The sequence below is a fragment of the Kordia sp. genome (genome assembly GCF_050633145.1).
In the GTDB taxonomy this organism is placed as follows: domain Bacteria; phylum Bacteroidota; class Bacteroidia; order Flavobacteriales; family Flavobacteriaceae; genus Kordia.
In genome coordinates this window covers 55,280-73,493 of record NZ_JBOEFY010000015.1, presented here as the reverse complement: position 1 = coordinate 73,493, position 18,214 = coordinate 55,280, and the positions used below count along the sequence as shown (strand labels likewise).

17 protein-coding genes are annotated in these 18,214 nt (G+C 31.9%); 8 read left to right on the top strand and 9 right to left on the bottom strand.

What is annotated here, in order from left to right; genetic code table 11:
- Nucleotides 1–62 precede the first annotated feature (62 nt).
- Together ACRBBL_RS07620 and ACRBBL_RS07615 are read right to left on the bottom strand one after the other, a co-directional pair.
- Nucleotides 63–515, bottom strand: coding sequence for an N-acetyltransferase family protein (locus tag ACRBBL_RS07620; protein WP_431368434.1), 453 nt, complete (start codon nucleotides 513–515; stop codon nucleotides 63–65).
- 72 nt (nucleotides 516–587) lie between these two features.
- A complete protein-coding gene (locus tag ACRBBL_RS07615) occupies nucleotides 588–1,280 on the bottom strand; it encodes a hypothetical protein (RefSeq protein ID WP_431368433.1) in 693 nt (230 codons plus the stop codon).
- 207 nt (nucleotides 1,281–1,487) lie between these two features.
- On the opposite strand from ACRBBL_RS07615, the gene ACRBBL_RS07610 reads away from it, so the two are divergent.
- Nucleotides 1,488–2,522 carry a hypothetical protein gene (locus ACRBBL_RS07610; RefSeq protein WP_431368432.1) on the top strand — a complete coding sequence of 345 codons (1,035 nt, stop codon included), beginning with the start codon at nucleotides 1,488–1,490 and terminating at the stop codon, nucleotides 2,520–2,522.
- Nucleotides 2,523–2,780: 258 nt separating this feature from the next.
- Here ACRBBL_RS07610 and ACRBBL_RS07605 read toward each other — a convergent pair whose 3' ends face one another.
- From ACRBBL_RS07605 to ACRBBL_RS07595, 3 genes are all read right to left on the bottom strand, one after another.
- On the bottom strand, nucleotides 2,781–6,029 hold the full coding sequence (locus ACRBBL_RS07605; RefSeq protein WP_431368431.1) for a VIT domain-containing protein: 3,249 nt from the start codon (nucleotides 6,027–6,029) through the stop codon (nucleotides 2,781–2,783).
- 254 nt (nucleotides 6,030–6,283) lie between these two features.
- Nucleotides 6,284–7,153 carry an alpha/beta hydrolase fold domain-containing protein gene (locus tag ACRBBL_RS07600; RefSeq protein ID WP_431368430.1) on the bottom strand — a complete coding sequence of 290 codons (870 nt, stop codon included), beginning with the start codon at nucleotides 7,151–7,153 and terminating at the stop codon, nucleotides 6,284–6,286.
- A gap of 182 nt (nucleotides 7,154–7,335) precedes the next feature.
- Nucleotides 7,336–7,527: a hypothetical protein gene (locus ACRBBL_RS07595; RefSeq protein WP_431368429.1), complete on the bottom strand. Its 192-nt coding sequence runs from the start codon at nucleotides 7,525–7,527 to the stop codon at nucleotides 7,336–7,338.
- 172 nt (nucleotides 7,528–7,699) lie between these two features.
- On the opposite strand from ACRBBL_RS07595, the gene ACRBBL_RS07590 reads away from it, so the two are divergent.
- The 3 genes from ACRBBL_RS07590 to ACRBBL_RS07580 are packed head-to-tail and all read left to right on the top strand — an operon-like array spanning nucleotide 7,700 to nucleotide 10,842.
- Nucleotides 7,700–8,323: an L-threonylcarbamoyladenylate synthase gene (locus tag ACRBBL_RS07590; protein ID WP_431368428.1), complete on the top strand. Its 624-nt coding sequence runs from the start codon at nucleotides 7,700–7,702 to the stop codon at nucleotides 8,321–8,323.
- Between the two features lie 18 nt (nucleotides 8,324–8,341).
- On the top strand, nucleotides 8,342–9,385 hold the full coding sequence (gene mltG, locus ACRBBL_RS07585; RefSeq protein ID WP_431368427.1) for an endolytic transglycosylase MltG: 1,044 nt from the start codon (nucleotides 8,342–8,344) through the stop codon (nucleotides 9,383–9,385).
- The gene (locus ACRBBL_RS07580; RefSeq protein ID WP_431368426.1) at nucleotides 9,385–10,842 is read left to right on the top strand and encodes an FAD-binding protein; all 1,458 of its coding nucleotides are present in this window, start codon (nucleotides 9,385–9,387) and stop codon (nucleotides 10,840–10,842) included. Before mltG ends, ACRBBL_RS07580 begins: the two co-directional genes overlap by 1 nt.
- Before the next feature lie 121 nt (nucleotides 10,843–10,963).
- Here the strand turns inward: ACRBBL_RS07580 and ACRBBL_RS07575 are convergent, their stop codons facing one another.
- Nucleotides 10,964–11,221 carry a hypothetical protein gene (locus tag ACRBBL_RS07575; RefSeq protein WP_431368425.1) on the bottom strand — a complete coding sequence of 86 codons (258 nt, stop codon included), beginning with the start codon at nucleotides 11,219–11,221 and terminating at the stop codon, nucleotides 10,964–10,966.
- A 290-nt stretch (nucleotides 11,222–11,511) separates the two neighbouring features.
- Between ACRBBL_RS07575 and ACRBBL_RS07570 the strand changes: the two genes are divergently transcribed.
- On the top strand, nucleotides 11,512–13,212 hold the full coding sequence (locus tag ACRBBL_RS07570) for a helix-turn-helix domain-containing protein (protein ID WP_431368424.1): 1,701 nt from the start codon (nucleotides 11,512–11,514) through the stop codon (nucleotides 13,210–13,212).
- A gap of 135 nt (nucleotides 13,213–13,347) precedes the next feature.
- Nucleotides 13,348–13,569, top strand: coding sequence for a hypothetical protein (locus ACRBBL_RS07565; RefSeq protein WP_431368423.1), 222 nt, complete (start codon nucleotides 13,348–13,350; stop codon nucleotides 13,567–13,569).
- 262 nt (nucleotides 13,570–13,831) lie between these two features.
- On the opposite strand, the gene ACRBBL_RS07560 is transcribed toward ACRBBL_RS07565, so the two are convergent.
- Nucleotides 13,832–14,692: an OmpA family protein gene (locus tag ACRBBL_RS07560; protein WP_431368422.1), complete on the bottom strand. Its 861-nt coding sequence runs from the start codon at nucleotides 14,690–14,692 to the stop codon at nucleotides 13,832–13,834.
- Nucleotides 14,693–14,981: 289 nt separating this feature from the next.
- Here ACRBBL_RS07560 and ACRBBL_RS07555 point away from each other — a divergent pair, with 289 nt between their 5' ends.
- Nucleotides 14,982–15,170: a hypothetical protein gene (locus ACRBBL_RS07555; RefSeq protein WP_431368421.1), complete on the top strand. Its 189-nt coding sequence runs from the start codon at nucleotides 14,982–14,984 to the stop codon at nucleotides 15,168–15,170.
- Between the two features lie 78 nt (nucleotides 15,171–15,248).
- Here the strand turns inward: ACRBBL_RS07555 and ACRBBL_RS07550 are convergent, their stop codons facing one another.
- Together ACRBBL_RS07550 and ACRBBL_RS07545 are read right to left on the bottom strand one after the other, a co-directional pair.
- Nucleotides 15,249–16,055, bottom strand: coding sequence for a hypothetical protein (locus ACRBBL_RS07550; RefSeq protein WP_431368420.1), 807 nt, complete (start codon nucleotides 16,053–16,055; stop codon nucleotides 15,249–15,251).
- Nucleotides 16,056–17,057, bottom strand: a complete 1,002-nt coding sequence (locus ACRBBL_RS07545; RefSeq protein ID WP_431368419.1) for a glycosyltransferase family 2 protein — start codon at nucleotides 17,055–17,057, stop codon at nucleotides 16,056–16,058. It abuts the gene before it with no gap.
- 289 nt (nucleotides 17,058–17,346) lie between these two features.
- Between ACRBBL_RS07545 and ACRBBL_RS07540 the strand changes: the two genes are divergently transcribed.
- Nucleotides 17,347–18,006 carry a Crp/Fnr family transcriptional regulator gene (locus ACRBBL_RS07540; protein ID WP_431368418.1) on the top strand — a complete coding sequence of 220 codons (660 nt, stop codon included), beginning with the start codon at nucleotides 17,347–17,349 and terminating at the stop codon, nucleotides 18,004–18,006.
- The last annotated feature ends 208 nt before the right edge of the window (nucleotides 18,007–18,214 follow it).

Below are 18,214 nucleotides of genomic sequence, written 5' to 3'. Positions count from 1 at the left end.
ATGTTTAACATTGGTTTTATATTACCGCTTGTTATGGCTAAATATACGCAGATTGTTTCAATTTAAAAGTGCATTTTCATTCCTTCGTGCGTGGCTTTAAACCCTAAATCTTCATAAAATTTGATTGCTTTCGGTCTTTTTTTGTCTGTTGTTAATTGTAATACATGTGCGTTTCGTTCTTTCGCTCTTTGAATAGCCCATTCAAACATAGTTTTTCCAATTCCAAGTCCTCTTTTATCTTTTCTAATTCTTACAGCTTCTATTTGGGCTCTTATGCCTCCACGATACGTTAAATACTGTATATAGGATAATTGCAAGGTTCCGATAATTTCAAAGTTTTCATCTTCTACAACAATCAGTTCTTGATTTTGGTCAGCATTTATATTTTCAAAAGCGTTCAAATATTCTGTTGGTAATGGTGTTTGATAATTTTCTCTAGTTTTCCCAAGTTCATCATCTGCAAGCATTTTCACAATTTGTGAAAGGTCATTTCTCGTCGCTTTTCTAAATGTCATCTTTTCAATTCTGTTTTTAGCTTGTTGGTTATGAACTAAGTTAGCAAAAAGAAAATGAACTTTTCTCTAGTATTATTTCAGTTCATAAATTCCAGAATCAGTCACGATAAAAGTTCCAAATTCAGTTTGAGCATATTGCCATATTTTTTCTTCAAAGGTTTTGACTAAGGTTAATTCCTTTGTTTTTAAATCTATTTTATATAACCTGTTATTTCCCATATTCGGAATAAACAAATGGCTTTCATTGATAAAAATACTTTCTGGATAATTCAAAACATCGAAATCGTCTTCCCAAGAATATTCTCCAATTTTAAAAACTTCTTTTTTTTCAGAAATGGATACTTTAGAAACCGTTTGTCCGGTTGGAAATGCAAACCACATATAATCTGGCGATTCAAATTTTAGATCATAAATTGCATGACCTTCTCCAATTTCTATGTTCCATGCAAGTGTTTTGTTTCCGTCTTTATCAAATCGATATAGTTTGCCTTCTTGATGTGTACAAAAATAGATGTCTCCATGATCTCCTTTTGTTGAACAATAATTTTCAAGTGAACCAACTAGTTGTTCTTCAATTTTTTTATAATTGTTTCCAACGGTCGTACGTCCAAAATATTCTTTATCAACTACGCGTAGATGCTTGCTTTTATCAAATGCATAATACACTAGATTCTTTCCATCTGTCCAATCAATTGTGAGAATTTCGGATTTAGTTATGTATAAATAACTTGTTTTTTGTTTGTCTGTTATTTTATTAAGAGTCATTGTCTTTTTTCACTTATCAAATATAGTTATTAATCCTGTTGATTAATATGAATTTTTAATATCTGTTGTAGTATATTTATACTGAAATTTGCGAATTATTAAACAGGCATTAACTTTGATAAAGTCAAAACAACAATTCATAGATTGATGCTTGATAATCTGATTACTTTTTTCCTACATTTAGAGTAGCGAATTAAATTTTAAACCATGAAAAAAGCAATACTACCATTATTTCTACTCATATTTTATGCGAGTTTTGGACAAGACGCAGACACTGCAAACAATCAAAATAAAGATGAAGCAAAAGATACAAATGTATTTAATGATTACTATCCAATTGCTGTAAAGCCATTTTTGGGATATTTATCAAACATGAATTCGCAAGAAACGATTCTGTTTGACGCAAAACCAGTAGTTTATTATAGTATTTGGAATACGATTCGTAAAAATATGTATGAGTATGAAGATAAGCCAGGAAATGCTTTTTATGTAACATTTCAACCGCATATTCGTATGTATGCAGAAAACTCAAAACCAGTAAAAACACCTTCGTACCGTTTTTTATTTGGTTGGCAGCAGATGATAAAAACAAGTAGCAATAACTTTTTTACTTGGGCAATTGAAAGCGGACACTATTCTAACGGACAATCGGGCTGTACTTTTTTACATGGTGAAGACGATGAAACAATGACGTGTTCGGATTTTCATGCTACAATTACTGATGATACAAATTTATCGGATTTACTCAATAGAAAGAACGGAAACTTTTCAACCAATACAACCAAACTTTCTGTAAACTTCCGATTCAATGAATTGAATAAACGTGACGAACCATACAAAATACATTCGTTTACAGCTTCTTGGGAATTGTATCACAATCGTTTTTTGGGATTGTTTGATTTTGGTGGTTATTCTGAATTTGATATTAATATTTATGGTCGAAACCGTTTTGGTCTTGAGTATGAATATGAACACCAATGGAAACCAAAGTTACGATACGCTATTGAGCAAAAGTTTGAAATCATTCAAGGTGCACATCCTTCTGTAGAAGCGCTACGAAGCGAAACTACTTTTACATTGTATCCTTTTAATCGTGATATTGGACTCTTTGTAACCTATGTGTACGGACATGACAATTATAACTATCGTTTTGTCGATTCGGGCAATCAAATCGGATTTGGAGTCAGTTGGGATTGGTTTCAACCGTTTCAAATTAGTCGAGCGAAACCTGCTGATCTTTAGTTAGGTTTTTGGTGTTGGGTATTTGGTGTTAGTGCGTTTCACATGATAATTTGAATGATTTGATTATATGCTAATGTTACATTAACTCTAGTATACTAAAATCAACGAATTTTAAAGGTTTATAAGTTTATATTTTGAAACTAAAAGTAGAAAAAACAACTTACCCAATACCCAATACCCAATACCCAATACCCAATACCCAATACCCAATACCCAATACCAGAAACCTGTCACATCGAGCGGAGTCGAGATGAGCAACTAAAACGTCATCTTAGCTACAATTTGCTTGTCTTTAGACTTTGTCAATCGAATGATTTTAACTTCTTTGGTTTGTCGTAACGTTCCGTAATACGCATACATGGTGACTTTCATAAACGTAGGATTTTCTATTTTCTGGTAGCGATCTCCATAATAATTCACCTTTATAAAATAATCACCTTTAATAGCATTTTTCAAAGTAAATTCTTCAGGTCCAAAACCTTGTGTCATATCTTTAGAAATGCTTCCACCAATTTTTGTAGTTGTATGTTTATACGAACATTCTTCACGATTTGGATCAATTACATGCAAATCAATATCTGTATCGTTATGATTCCAATCGACCACAATACGCACATCAAAAGTTTCTGCTGCTAGAGTAGGAGTTTCTGCTTTGCTTGTATCAATATCACCTTTGTATTTTTCAAGCAAATAATTCATTTCATTCGTAATAATACTATTCAAACTACTAAAATTACGTCTGTGTGTTCCTTCGTAAATTTTCCCAGAAAGAATATTAGCAAATACATTAAATGCTTCTTGACATTCGCCTAAATTTTCATGCGCCAATGCCAAATCACGATACGATTGTACATCTTCGGTACGCAATTCTAAAATGCGCTTAAAAATGAACAATGCAAGTTTATGTTGATTCGTTGCTTGTAATTGATAGCCATACACTTTCAACAATTCATAATTATCAAAATCAGTTTCTGCAATGTTTGATAAAATACGATTCGATGTATCTACAGCTTCAAATTCACCTCTAAAAAAGGTAGAAACATCTACATAGTAGGCAGGAACATTCAAATATTTTTCACGTTGAAGCAAGTAAAAACTGTATGCTTCCTGAACAGTTTTAAACTGTCGCAGTTCCTGAATATATGGTGCTTTTAAGGTTGAATCTGCTACTTGTAAATCTTTATTATTTTGCGAAGTAGAAGTTCTTGTTTGTGTCTGATTTGATACAGGAGTCGTAGAATTTTGAATCACTTGTCCATTATCATCAACTCTAAAAATAATTGGCAATGTATAGCGAGAATCTACATTTTTCCCTCGTTGTTTTCCAGGAATCATATTAGGAAACAAACCTATAACACGTCGTACTTCTGCTTCAATACGTGGATGTGGCGCTCTGACTCTAACATCTTTTATAAGCCCATTTTTATCAATAGTAAACATTGCATAGGATCGTTGTACTCCTACAAACCCTAAATCTTTGGCAATAGCTACATTAAAGTTTTCTGAAATTAATTCTTGTACTTTTTCAGAAAAACAGCGTTTACGTTCTCTATTATTTGCAAGACTTTCACAACCTGGAAATATAGGTGCGTCCTCAATAATTGAAATAGGAACTTCTTCAATATCTTCTTCGATTTCTGTTTCGTCAATAACTTCTACGTCTTCAACAGCAATTATTTCGGATTCGTTACGAAAACCATTAGTCATTCTGATTTGTTGCGGACTAATGGCATTATTATGCTGTATTCTTCTACCTAGTTGGTCACTATCATTAGTTTCACGAAATTCACTTGAAATGACCATTTCTTCAACTTCCACCTCATCTTCTATAACTTCAATAATTTGCTGTTTTTTGTCTTTATTGCGTTCAATTTCAGCTAAAAGCGTATTGTATTCTTCCAACAATTCTGCTGGTGGTTCAATTTTATAACGCACGTAATCGCGCACTTCTTCTAAAACGATTAATGAAGTGTAATCAGTAACTAAACCATGTTTTACAGCTAAATCAATAATTTCTTTTTTGTTCTTTTTAAAATTTTCTTGTAGAAATGCCAATCGTTTTTGTGCCCACATGCGTGGAACGTTTCCAACATCTTTTTGTGCGTTTTTAAAATTCAATGTGACACTTTCAGTAATTTTTGAATCATATCCAAAATACAAAATCACTTCTTCATTATTGTTTTGATTTTTCCCAGAAACAGAAAAAGTATTGTCCACATTCACAGATCCTTTTGGATAAATGTCAATATTCTTCACATACGATTTATAGCCTAAAAATTGATACTGTTGATGCTTCAAATCAGAAAATGCTTCTAGTGCAGACTTTACAGTCAAATTAATATACACACCATTAGACGATTCTGCCATAGCTTTCAACGCTGCATGATTTGATTTTTTCACACTATTGGCAACAATCAGTGGAGATTCTGCATAATATTTTGCATCGCTCAACGATTGAATTCCATCAGAAAACAACAAAATCAAATCTGACTTTTTAACTTTTTTATGTAAGAAGTTATAGTTTGTTCCGCCATCGTATACGGTATTTTTAAGTTCGTCTTTTAAAACATTCCAATTTCCATTCTTAATAGTGAATTTTTTCTCTGTAATCAATTCATTACTAAAGGATTTAAAATGAACTTTGACATTTTTTAAATAAGAAAAATAGGTATCTAAAAGCTTAATTTCCTTTTCAATATCACGATCTTTCATGGAAAGTGAAGTATCCCAAAGGAGTGTAATTTTAGTAGCTTTTTCACGAAGTTTCTTTTGTGGGTTTAATATCAAATGTGAATAAAAATAATCGTCTGAAACCAATATTTTTTTCGTGTTCACTTTCGTTGGGATTTTAATCAGCAGACTCTTATTTGGTGTGTAATTATTCTTTTCTAACTGTGTTCGGTAGTTACGCTGCCAATTCGTAAAATTCAATCCAGAAACTTGCCCTTTTTCAATCACAGGCGCATCTTCCTGTTCAAAAACAGTAATATCGATCTTAAACTTTTCCAGTTGATTTTTAAAATTTAACGGCAAATCAAAATAATAACCATCATCTTTAAACAATAACTCTTGTTCATACGCCAAGACTACACGTTTGTAACCATTGGCAGGAATAGGGTAGATGCGTGCTTTATAATTGTTTCCTGTGCCTTTTTCAAGCAACGCAGGATCTACTCTTCGGCGTACAACATCTTCAAAAGCAATTCTTCCAAGTTCTTTATCAACCACGACAGCTTCTCGAAGTTTTCCGTTTACATCTAGCGCAAAGCGAGATACATTAAAATTTTCTCCTAGCGGAAAAGACAATTCTCCTTCGAGTATTTGATTGGTCGGATTGTAATACAACATATCAAACGTTGTGGTGGCTCTATTGCCCACAATCTCCACAGAAATATCTAAGGAACTAAGACCAACTTGTGTGTTGCCTACTTTTAAAATGGGTGATTCTTGTGCCAAACTGCTTGCGGTAAATAACAGTACGAACACAAATGAGACGAGTGTTTTCATAAAAATCGGTTTTGAGACTAAAGTTTGGAGACTAATCAATCAACTTTCATACCATTTTAAGAAAACTTTAAGAATTGTTGATTTCAGATTATGAATAAATGATTGCTAATTTTGATTGTTTCAAACAACAAACAATTAAATTATAAATGTTGAATGCTAAATTTTAAATGAAAAAGTATTTTCCAATACCCAATACCCAATACCCAATACCCAATACCCAATACCAAATACCAAAAGCAAAGCGTCTTTAATACCTAATGATATTCATTCACAAAAGCTTTCAGCTTATTCCAAGTATCAATACCATTTTGTCCGTTCCAGCCGTGTCCTTCTTCTGGATAAAATGTAAACTCATGTGTTACGCCTAATTCTGTTAAACGATCGCTTAAATCCATTCCTTGTGAGTTTGGAATCAACGGATCTTGTCCACCATAAAACAATGCTGTTGGTGGAGCAGAATTTGTGACTGTATGAAATGGGCTAAAACTCTCTAAAAGCGGAACTACAACTTCAGCGCCTAGCAAATCAATATATGCTTGTATCGTTGGATCGGCAGTATTCAAATAAGCTTCATCAGCTAAATTCGTTGGCCCTACAATGCTAGCAACCATATTTACATCGGCTTGTGTATCATACGCATAACTCCATAAAAGTGATAAATGTCCGCCAGCACTCGTTCCTAAAAAAGCATAATCTTCGGAAATAATATATTCTTCGTTGCGCGTTTTTAACTGATTGATCAGTGTAGTAATATCGTCTAACTGCATTGGAAATGGAGAAGTGGTATCATTAGCCAAGCGGTAATTCATATTCACAATGGCATATTGGGGCAAATCAGCTTGAATCAATTCTACAAAACTATTCATATCTGCTTTATCGCCACTTGTCCAACCGCCGCCATGTACTAAAATAATCACTTTAGTTCCAAGCGTTCTATTTTGTGGTAAATACAAATCATATGTTTGATCGGTGTCTGTTCCATACGAAACATCAAGTAATATTCCAGCTCCAACTGTTTCAGGACTTGTAGGTGATGGTGTAATATCTATGTCTGAATCTGAACTACAAGAATAATTCAACAGAATAAACAAACTTAAAATACCAATGTAGAATGATTTTTTCATGAACGAAGTTTTAATGTAATTTAATAACGCAATATCCTAAAAAAAAGTATGCGCAAATCTTAATTTTGACTTAAAGTTTGTATTTGTTGAATGGCTTATAATCAGTGATTTAAAATACATTAAAATGATGAAAAGAAAAACTGCTGGAGTTTTATAAAATTTACCACCAGCAGTTCAAAATTTTAATATGGCCAGCAATATGGGTCTCCATTAAGACGACCACACAACCCAGGACAATGTGGCGGTCCACATGGCTGTCCTTGCGTACTTGCAGTACAAACATTAGAAATTAGAAGTCTGCCGCCTAGCGTACTTTTTTGCTGTTCTTTTTTGATTACAGAAGCACCTTTTAGATTTAAAATTGATTTTAACATGATATAAAGTTTTGGTTAGTTAAAAAGTTATAAAAATAAAATAGCAAACGTTTACGGTAATCCCTTAATTAACAAACAGACAATACTTTATAATATCATAAAACAGATTCAAAAAGGAATGCGTATAATTACTAAAAATCAATTACTTTTGTGAAACCCGATATACATATAGATGGCAGAATTTATCAAATTATATAACGAAAACCCGAATCCTAGAGAGATCAAAAAAGTTGTGGACATTTTACGAAATGGCGGCTTAGTGATTTATCCTACGGATACTGTATATGGTTTGGGTTGCGATATTACCAATACGAAAGCATTGGAACGTATTGCCAGAATAAAAGGAGTAAAGCTTGAAAAGGCAAATTTTTCCTTTATCTGTAACGATTTAAGCCATATTAGCGATTATATTCGTCAAATTGATACACGAACCTACAAAATCTTGAAAAAAGCATTGCCAGGTCCGTATACGTTTATTTTACCCGGAAATAACAATCTGCCAAAAGTATTTAAAAAGAAAAAAACAGTTGGAATTCGTGTGCCTGATAATAACATCATACGAACTTTGGTACAAGAATTGGGAAACCCTATTGTAACCACGTCAATTTATGATGAAGATGATATTATTGAATATACAACTGATCCAGAGTTGATTTTGGAAAAGTGGGATAACTTAGTTGATGCCGTAATTGATGGCGGTTATGGAGACAATGTTGCATCTACCATTATAGATTTATCAGGGTACGAACCCGAAATTATTCGTGAAGGAAAAGGAGATATCGATATCATTCTCTAAAATAGATTTTACACATTTATGAAGAAATTTAAAATAATTGGACTTATACTTTTAGTTGCTGCCATTGCAGTAGGAATATATTTTTATCCGACAGCTTCTATGTATTTTTATGGAAAGAAAACTGCAAGTATAGATAAACAAACTGCGTTTTATGTGCCTACTGGAGCAACGTTGGAAGATGTTTTAAATGACTTGAAAACGAAAGGGATTATAGAAAATACCGAAAAGTTTCAAGAGTATGCTGAATTGCGAAATCTAAAACAAGAAACGCTAGAAGCTGGAAAATATGTTTTTCCTAAAAATGTTGTCTATAGTAAAGTAGTAGAAGATTTACGCAAAGGAAATGGTAAGAAAGAAACACAAGTTACGTTTAACAATGCGCGTACGAAGAAAGAAGTAGCCGAAAAAATTGCCTTAACTGTTGAATTATCAGCAGAAGATATTCTAAAATTAATTACGGACGAAAAATTTACAAGCAAATACGGTTTTACGCCAACGACTATAAATACGATGTTTATTCCGAATACGTACAATGTATATTGGGATATTTCTGCGGAAGATTTAATAGCGAAACTCGCCAAAGAGTACAAGCGTTTTTGGACACCAGCACGCAAAGCGAAAGCTAAAAAGTTAAACATGTCGCAAACAGAAGTATCTACATTAGCTTCAATTGTAGTGTGCGAAACCATTAAAATGGACGAGGCTCCAAAAATTGCTGGCGTATATGTAAATCGTTTGAGACGTGGAATTCCGCTAGATGCAGACCCAACATTAAAATGGGTTTTAGGTGATTTTGAAATCAAAAGAATTTTAAACAAAGACAAAGAGCTCGATTCACCTTATAATACCTATAAAAACAGAGGTTTGCCACCTGGACCAATTTACATTCCATCGGTACAATATATTGATGCAGTGCTGAATTATGAAAAGCACGATTATATCTTTTTCTGTGCGAAGGAAGACTTTTCAGGCTATTCAAACTTTGCAAAAACGAATCGTCAACACGAAGCCAATGCACGTAAATATCACAAAGCCTTAAACGAACGTAAAATCTATCGTTAATGTCAAAATATAATAGAAGAGACTTTGCAAAATTGGTTGTTTTAGGCGGAATTGGTTATACCGTTTTTTCATGTGCTGATGAACCAAAAAAAGGCAAATCTACAACAACAGATACATCAAAAGAAGCAACTCCGACTATGCCAGAATTGCTTCCAGAAAATATAAAACTCTACCAAAAGGCAGATGCTGAATACCAAGATTTAGCCATTCGATTTAATAAAAGATTTCAACAATCGCCAACGTATATTGCACAATGTTTTAACACGCAAGGCGTGGTAGATGCTGTGAAATTTGCCAATTTTAAAAACTTGAAAATAGTTGTAAAAAGTGGCGGACATAGCTTTGAAGGTTTTTCAAGTACCAACGATGGATTGGTCGTAGATGTTTCTGCCATGAAAAAAATGGAGTGGGCGCCAGATCATAGTTTGACAGTAGGAACTGGTTGTGTGTTAAAAGAATTGTACAATGAAATGTTGCCAAAACAACGAATTTTGCCTTCAGGCTCATGTGCTACAGTCGGAATTGCAGGTTTGACACTTGGTGGAGGATACGGTTTTTTTAGCCGTAAATATGGTCTAACTTGCGATAGTTTGCAATCTATTACTTTGGTAGATGGAAAAGGAAACATTCATCACGAAAGTGGCACTTCGGCAATATTAAAGGCATGTAAAGGTGGCGGAAATGGAAACTTTGGTATTGTCACCAAGATGAAATTTAGAACTTATCAAGCACCAAGTTTTTTCCAAGCGTATCGTTGCAAAGCGTACAAATTGACAACTGATAGAGCGAAAGAATTATTAAAAACATGGTTTCAATACACAAAAAAATTACCAAATACAGCCTTTGCAGCATTTGTGTTGAATGGAAAAACGTTGACAATTCTGATCACTAATTATTCGAATGATAATAAAGGTGTAATGGAAATGTATAACGCACTCAAAGCAATTTCAGACAAAGCTACGATAGGAAGCAAACGTCCATTAGCAAAAGCTTTAAAGACTTTTTATGGTGTACAACATCCTTTGTATTTTAAAAATGCTTGCGCAGGATTGTACAAAGATTTCACTGAAATTGAAGGTTGTATTGACGATGTAATTTCTAAAGTGATTTCTTCTAGAGGATTAATTTATCAAGTGAATACGCTTGGCGGAAACATCAATTCAACTGCTGCAGAGAAACGTTCTGTGTTTCCACATAGAAGTTATCCGTATTTATCAGAATTACAGTCATATTGGGATAAACCATCGCAAGAAGCAAGTAGGTTAGCAGCATTCAAAGTAGTGCAAGACCGTTTCTATAAACATGGAATTCGTGCGCATTATCGTAATTATCCTGACATTAATTTTAAAGATTTTGAAACGGCGTATTACGGGAAGTATCTTCCAGAATTGAAAGCAATCAAAAAGCAACTCGATCCGGAGAATCGCATTCAACATCCGCAGAGTATTTCGGTGTAATGTGATTCGACGTAAGAAGTAGAAGATTTTATTGTTTGAATTTATATGATATACAAAACCTAAAAACTTGTGTAAGTTTCAAACTTACACAAGCTAAAAGTGTATATGGTTTTTCAATATTTTAGCAAGACCACATTCCATTAGTTTCACAGGCACAATTTCCTCCACAATCTGAAAAATTTGTTGGCGGTGGCGGACATTGACATGCAGTTTCTGGTTGAGTTTCATGTGGACAAGTAGTTACACTTGCATAACAATTTCCAGCTCTATCCCTAAAAAGACTAGCAACAGTTCCTCCTTTTACATTTTCTGATTCAAGACTAGATACCGTGTTTTTGTTTAATCTTAATCCGCGGTGATTTAATTTCTTTTTTTTCATAATTATATGATTTTAAATTAATTACCATACAAATGAAAATTAAAAATATGAGAATCAAAAGACAAGGTTATTCCCTTTTATAAAAAGGCACATTAAAAGAAGGGTAGTATAAAGTTTCAAATTTATCTTCTTTACTAAGTATGATTCCTTCTGTATTCATTTATGTAAGAAATTGATTTAAATTATTTTTAAATCACAAAAAATGTTTCAAAATAAAATATGTTTAAAAATGTACTTATTTTTATGAAATACGTTCATAGTTTATACTTATTTCTAAATTTTCTTCTCAAATGAAAAATGCTGTTTTTTTATTGTTCATATACATTTTAATTCCATTGTTTTGTTATAGTCAAACAACGACACAAATTGAATCTGATAGTCTGGCAAAGTATTCATTTAAACAGTTAGCCAATAAATACGAGTCTATTCGAAATACAAACTCTACGATTGCTAAAATATATCTGGATAAGCTATACTCAAAAGCGAACAATAGAAAAGAGAAAATTACTGTTTATCTAAAAATGTGTCATCATGAAATTTTATACGGAACTGAAGAAAAAGCATTTTCATATATAGAGTCAGTTTACGATATGGTAAAGAATGAAGAAAGTATTGAGCTAGCATACGTTTATGAGAAAAAAGGATATTATTATTATTATATTAAAAGAGATTTTGACAAAGCCTTATCTTATTATTTGAAAGCTTTATCAATTGCAGAAGATAAACAAGATAAAATTTTAATTATAAAAATTGAACATAAAATTGCAGCACTGTATTATACGTTGGGAGAGCTAGATAAAGCTTTAAAAACATTTAATTTATTGTATAAAAAGATTGAAGTAGCGGCTGTTTCTTATAATTTAAGAATTGGGATTTTAAAAAGTTTGGGAAATGCATATTTACGTAAACATTCGTTTTATAAAGAACAAAAAGCATTGCTAGATTCTTCTTATTTTTTCAGGCAAAAAGGACTTCAACTGGCAATTCAAGAAAAGGATCAAAACACAATTGCATATCTTGAACAGTCATTAGGGATTTCTTCTTTTATAAAAGAAAATTATGCAACAGCGCTGACTCATTTTAATAATTCGTTAAAAGCTAATGAAGTAATAAATGTTAAAAAAATATTTCAAGGTAATTATTTTTACAAGGGAAAAGTATTTTTAAGATTAAAACAAGCTGATAGCGCCATCTATTATATCAAAAAAAGCGAACCATTTTTTAAGGATTCTTCAAAAAAGTTAAACCAACCTTCTACGTATTCACTTTTGTCAGAGTGCTATGAACAAAAAGGAGATTTAATAAATGCTGTAAAATATGCAAAGTTAGCAGTTGTATATACTGAGCAACTCTATTCAGGTAATGAAAAAATCAAAGGATCCATAGATCAGAAGTATACGCTACCCAAACTTGAAAAAAGGATCCAGAAATTAGAAAAGACTTTAGAAAATACCTCCAAGAAGAAAACGGCTTGGTATATTTTTTCTTTAGTACTAATTGTATCACTTATTTTGGGATATTTATTTTTTAGAAGACGAGAACAAAAGAATAATGCTTCCTTTCAAAAGCTTCTTAATGAAACAAAAGAAAATAATTCTAATCCCGTAAAAAAAGCAATTCCTGAAGAACAAACTCAGCAAATTCTGGATGCTCTAGAAAAATTTGAAAGAGATCATTTATATATAGAACAAAATTGTACATTATCTTTCTTGGCAAAAGAACTTAACACAAATACAGCTTATCTTTCTAATATAATAAATGTATATAAAAATCAATCCTATACAACCTATATAAATAAATTGCGTATCCAGTACTCGGTAAAACGACTTAAAGAAGACACCCGTTTTAGAGCGTACACAATTGAATTTATTGCTAAAGAATGTGGTTTTAAAAATGCAAAACCTTTTTCAAGAGCATTTAAGAAAGTTACGAATATATATCCTTCAACTTTTATTAAAAACTTAAATAAAATAGATAGTCAAGGCAATTAGTTGGGGCTTATTTATAAATTGACGCAATGTGTTTCATAAAGTATTTTTGTATTCTTTTATATTTGAGGCAATAGTGAATAGTCTGATTTTAACTATTGCTGAAGAATCTATTAGAATTTTAAAAACTGTATTATTATGAAAAAGAAACTTTTATTTAAGAAAGAACAAATCTCAAAGTTAAACCAATTTAACTTAACTGGTGGTATAGGAAAAACAGAGACAACTAGTGATTCTGGATTAGACCCAAGCGATAATACAAATCCAACACAAGTAAATTGCAATACTAATGAGCAAACCTGTGTAGCTTGTGTTTCAGTGCATCATTCGATGTGTATGGTTGGTGTAACTGCATGTTAAAATTTTTAAATAACGTGAGTTAGCTATAACTTCATAGTTATATTTAATTTTTAACTGCGATCGAATTCTTAGCGTATATAGCTGAAAGTCGTACAAACTTAATTGCTGTAGAAGAGATGAATTTTGAATCGTCTTATTTTATAGAATTGTTTGAAAACAGTAAACTTGATGCTGAAAAATATAGAGAAAGTAATAATTCTTAAACAAAAAAAGCGTTCAATGCACTATTGAACGCTTTTTCATTTAGTTGCCTAAAACTATATTATTTTCCTTCCGTAGATAGGTTTTTCATTTCATTTTCAATCATCTCGTAGAATTGATCAATCTTTGGCAAGACTACAATACGTGTTCGTCTGTTAATTCCTCTATTTTCAGCAGTATCATTTTCCACCAATGGCACATAATGACTTCTTCCAGCTGCAATTAACTGTCCTGGATTTACGCCTAATTCTTGCAATACTCTAATAATAGATGTAGAACGTTTTACACTTAAATCCCAGTTATCAATCAACACACCTTTATTATAAGGAACATTATCAGTATGACCTTCTACCATGCACTCAAAATCTGGCTTGCTGTTAACTACTTTCGCTACTTTTCCTAAAACTTCTTTCGCTTTAGAAGTTACATTATAGCTTCCGCTTTTAAATAATAATTTATCAGCAATAGAGATAAATACAACTCCCTTTTCAACATTTACTTCAATATCTGGATCATCGATACCAACGGCTTTCTTCAAGCTAGAAACAATGGCTAACGTTACACTATCTTTTTTATTGATAGCATCTTGTAAACGTGTAATCTTCAAATCTTTCTCTTTCATACTCTCCAAAGACTTTTCTAGATTGTCAGCACCTTTTGCTGTTAAAACAGTCATTTCTTTGGTGTTTTCAATCAAATCATTGTTTGTCTTCTTCAAATCTGCTACACGATCTTCTAATGCATCCGCTTTAGCCGTAGCAGAGGCTTTCTCTTCCAAACAAGCGTTTAACTTGACAGTAGCAGAATTTAATAAATCTTTTGTCTCCTGATGTTTTGCTTCCAAATCAGCAAAATCTTTTTTGGAAACACAAGAGGATAATACAATAGAAGCCGTAGCTGCCAATAAAAGAATCTTCTTCATAAATCTGTATTTTATATAATTAAAACGGTTTTTTCAAAATTTTAACCAAAAGTATTAAAAATGATATGGTTTTTACAAGGATTAACAAACTTTTAAAGATATCAATCTTCGTTTTTTTAACATCTCAAAAAGAACTCCTTTTTATTGATAATATTGCATTGAATGTGCTTTTATAGTAGCATTTTTAGTAAATACTGATTACTCAAATTTAAGAATTTGAGTTGCGAGCTCTGTTTTTATTGATAAAATCCAACTAAATTGATGATCTAACTAATTAATTTTAAACCTTATGAAAAAAAGAAATCTGAAAACATTAGATCTTAACAAAAAATCTATTTCAACATTACAAGACAATGCAATTAAAGGTGGAACTTGGGTTACAATTTGTGATTGTGTTGTATCTCAAGGACCATTATTATGCGGTGCTACAAGTGTATTTATGAGATGTGCTGCTGCTTGTCCAACAGTGCCTGAATAAGAATTTAAGAAGCTGTCTAAGAGTGAGATACAATAGTTTCACGAACATTTGACACAACTTTTAGACAGTTTTTTAGTATTACAATACTTTTTTAAGTTTCCATCTTTCAGGTGAAAGTCTAATCAATTTACTCCTTCTATAAGGATTCTTTAACCGAAACTCTACAGCTTTCAATTCAAACGTATTGATATTGGATTGATTCATTTTTTTAGATGTTAAGATTAGTGTATCGTTGTCATTTTCCCATAAACCTTCAGAAAATTCAACGGCATCTTTTTTATTGATCTGAAGTGTAAATGTTCTTTCGCTAGTAAGTGTCAATTCAATTTTAGAACGCTTTTCACCTTTTCCTATGTACGTTCCGTAAAAAAGATGTGTTTTCAAATCAGATTGCCTAATTTGTAATAATTGATACATTTTTGCATTAAAGATTTCAATAAACTCTTCATCAATATAACCGTCAGTACAGCCGTGACAGAAGTTTAAACGAGTAAATTTTATGGTGTTTAGGTAAAGTGTATCTATTAAATCTTTTGCATGACAACCACTTGAGCCACCAATTTGACCAACCAAAAAATATTTTCCTTCCGCATGTAGCGCAATTGCTAATGTTGAAATTTTCTCTTCCAGCCAAGCAATTTCTTTTGGAGTTAAAGTTGTAAAATGCCTTATAGTATGATGAACTTTTATATTGGCAATGGAATTAAAAGGAAATTTTGAAATACGAATTTCTGGATTGTAAACAGTATCCTTTTCAAGACTTTTAGGAATATAATTAGCAAGCTCATTATATTGAGCTAGAATTTTTTCAGAATCATCTTGCGCAGTTAAAAGCGAATTTAGAAATAGTAATAAGATAAAAATTGTTTTCTTAAACAAATGCATTTATGATAAATCAGAATATTGTTTTTTCCCTTTTATAAAATAGGAATAGACAATGGATTTGTGACCAAAATACTGTTTCTGTTGCTTTTCTCCACGTTTTTTAACCATTTTTGGCAAACGTGCATAAAAGTGAAAATGCGCTTTTAAAATAGCAAAAGCATGCTTAAACTGAAGTTTTGTGAGAAACTGTACACCAGCAATTCCATCTAAAACCAAGCGTAAAAAAATGATTGGAACTAATTTCCCTTTCGGAAGATTTTTGGCAAGCATGCACAGTGAATTTCTAAAATTCAAATAAGTCTTCTTAGGGTTTGCACTATCTAAAGTTGCACCACCAACATGATACACAACACTTTCCGCAATGTATGTTGCTTTATATCCTTTGTTAAACGCACGCCAGCACAAATCGATTTCTTCTTGATGCGCAAAAAAATCTTCATCAAAACCATTCAATTCATGAAAAACACTTTTTCTTATAAATAAACAAGCACCAGACGCCCAAAATATTTCTTTAGAATCATTGTATTGATTTTTGTCTTCCTCTAAAGTGTGAAAAATGCGTCCGCGACAAAAAGGATAACCGTATTTGTCAATAAATCCACCAGCTGCGCCAGCATATTCAAAATGTGTTTGTTGTTTAAAATCTAAAATTTTAGGCTGAATAATCGCGGTTTCAGTATTTGATTCAAATTCCGCTAGGATAGGAGCAAGCCAATTTTCAGTCACTTCAATATCTGAATTCAACAAACAGAAAATTTCTTCTGAAACTCCTGGTAATGCATCATTATAACCTTTTGCATAACCGCCATTTTCAGCATTTTGAATGAGTTGTACTTCGGGAAAATTCTTTTTGATATAGTCTATGGAGTCATCCGCGGAAGCGTTATCTGCCACATAAACCGTAGCTTCTTTTGAAAATGCCAATACTTTTGGTAAAAACTGCGCTAACAGCTCTTTTCCATTCCAATTGAGTATGACTACGGCGATTTTATTTGAATTCAAAGAGTAAATAATTAAATAATTAGACTATTCAGTTTTTCGGAGTACAATTTTACTTTTCAGTGCTTAAATAATGATAGTATTTTAAAAGTCTAAAATTAGCACTTTTTACTTTATTTCTCCGATTTGGTCTAAATTTCCTTAATTTTCGAAAGAATAGCTATTTGAAACAAAAAAAATGAATTCATATTATAAATCAAGATTGTCGTATAAAGTAACTATTGAAAATTTCAGGCAATCATGTATATGTTAAAATGTATATATTTGAATTGAAAATAAGCACGACAACTAATTGAAAGCAATTACTAAATATTGGTTTTTAGAAGGATTCAATCTTTTTAAAAAACTCGGAATGCACAACATGATGAAAATCTGTGATATTCTTGAGATGGATTCTATTGAAAAAGGGCAATCTATCGCGCTTCCAAAGAATCATCAAGATAGTGTTTTCTTCCTAAAAAAAGGCAGCGTAAAAATTGTAAACAATACAAACAATACAGTTAAATATGTTGTAAAAAAAGGAAACATCTTTGGTGAACTCGCGCTATTCGATAAAGAAACAGCCACCGAAGAAGTTGCTTATGCGCTAGAAGATTGTATAATTTGTTATATAGGCGCAGATCAAATGGAAGAGTTGATGTCAACACATACATCTCTAAAAAATGGAGTGCTAAAAATTTATGGATTGCGTATAAAAAAATTAGAACGAAGACTTCACGATCTACTATATAAAGATAGCACGACAAGAATTCAAGAATTTATAACAGATTATTTAAATGAATTTGGAGAGAGAAATGAAGCTGGAAAGTTAGTAGCAAAAAATCTCTTATCTCATAAAGAAATAGCAAATCTTACCAATACTTCTAGACAAACAGTAAGCAATGTACTCAGCAAAATGCGAAAAGGCGGTATCATTGAGTACGACACAAAATTTATTTCTAAAGCTGAATAATAAACATACAATTCGTACATCTAATTTGTGCAATTAGTAGCTAAAACCATCTTTTAAGAATAACTTCTTATCTTTAGTTGCAAGTGATTAGTATACACGAATCTGATTGCAATAGCATTGAAAATTAAAAGCATAGCGCTTTAAAAATCATGTATATGTAAATAAATGCATAATGTGTCGTCTAAAGTAACTATCAGATATTTTGGTC

Coding starts and splice junctions, on each gene's coding strand:
- ACRBBL_RS07580 (WP_431368426.1), top strand. CDS start 9,385: ATGTCAAAATATAATAGAAGAGACTTTGCAAAATTGGTTGTTTTAGGC.
- ACRBBL_RS07600 (WP_431368430.1), bottom strand. CDS start 7,153: ATGAAAAAATCATTCTACATTGGTATTTTAAGTTTGTTTATTCTGTTG.
- ACRBBL_RS07555 (WP_431368421.1), top strand. CDS start 14,982: ATGAAAAAAAGAAATCTGAAAACATTAGATCTTAACAAAAAATCTATT.
- ACRBBL_RS07610 (WP_431368432.1), top strand. CDS start 1,488: ATGAAAAAAGCAATACTACCATTATTTCTACTCATATTTTATGCGAGT.
- ACRBBL_RS07570 (WP_431368424.1), top strand. CDS start 11,512: ATGAAAAATGCTGTTTTTTTATTGTTCATATACATTTTAATTCCATTG.
- ACRBBL_RS07595 (WP_431368429.1), bottom strand. CDS start 7,527: ATGTTAAAATCAATTTTAAATCTAAAAGGTGCTTCTGTAATCAAAAAA.
- ACRBBL_RS07615 (WP_431368433.1), bottom strand. CDS start 1,280: ATGACTCTTAATAAAATAACAGACAAACAAAAAACAAGTTATTTATAC.
- ACRBBL_RS07605 (WP_431368431.1), bottom strand. CDS start 6,029: ATGAAAACACTCGTCTCATTTGTGTTCGTACTGTTATTTACCGCAAGC.
- ACRBBL_RS07560 (WP_431368422.1), bottom strand. CDS start 14,692: ATGAAGAAGATTCTTTTATTGGCAGCTACGGCTTCTATTGTATTATCC.
- ACRBBL_RS07575 (WP_431368425.1), bottom strand. CDS start 11,221: ATGAAAAAAAAGAAATTAAATCACCGCGGATTAAGATTAAACAAAAAC.
- ACRBBL_RS07590 (WP_431368428.1), top strand. CDS start 7,700: ATGGCAGAATTTATCAAATTATATAACGAAAACCCGAATCCTAGAGAG.
- ACRBBL_RS07620 (WP_431368434.1), bottom strand. CDS start 515: ATGACATTTAGAAAAGCGACGAGAAATGACCTTTCACAAATTGTGAAA.
- ACRBBL_RS07565 (WP_431368423.1), top strand. CDS start 13,348: ATGAAAAAGAAACTTTTATTTAAGAAAGAACAAATCTCAAAGTTAAAC.
- mltG (WP_431368427.1), top strand. CDS start 8,342: ATGAAGAAATTTAAAATAATTGGACTTATACTTTTAGTTGCTGCCATT.
- ACRBBL_RS07550 (WP_431368420.1), bottom strand. CDS start 16,055: ATGCATTTGTTTAAGAAAACAATTTTTATCTTATTACTATTTCTAAAT.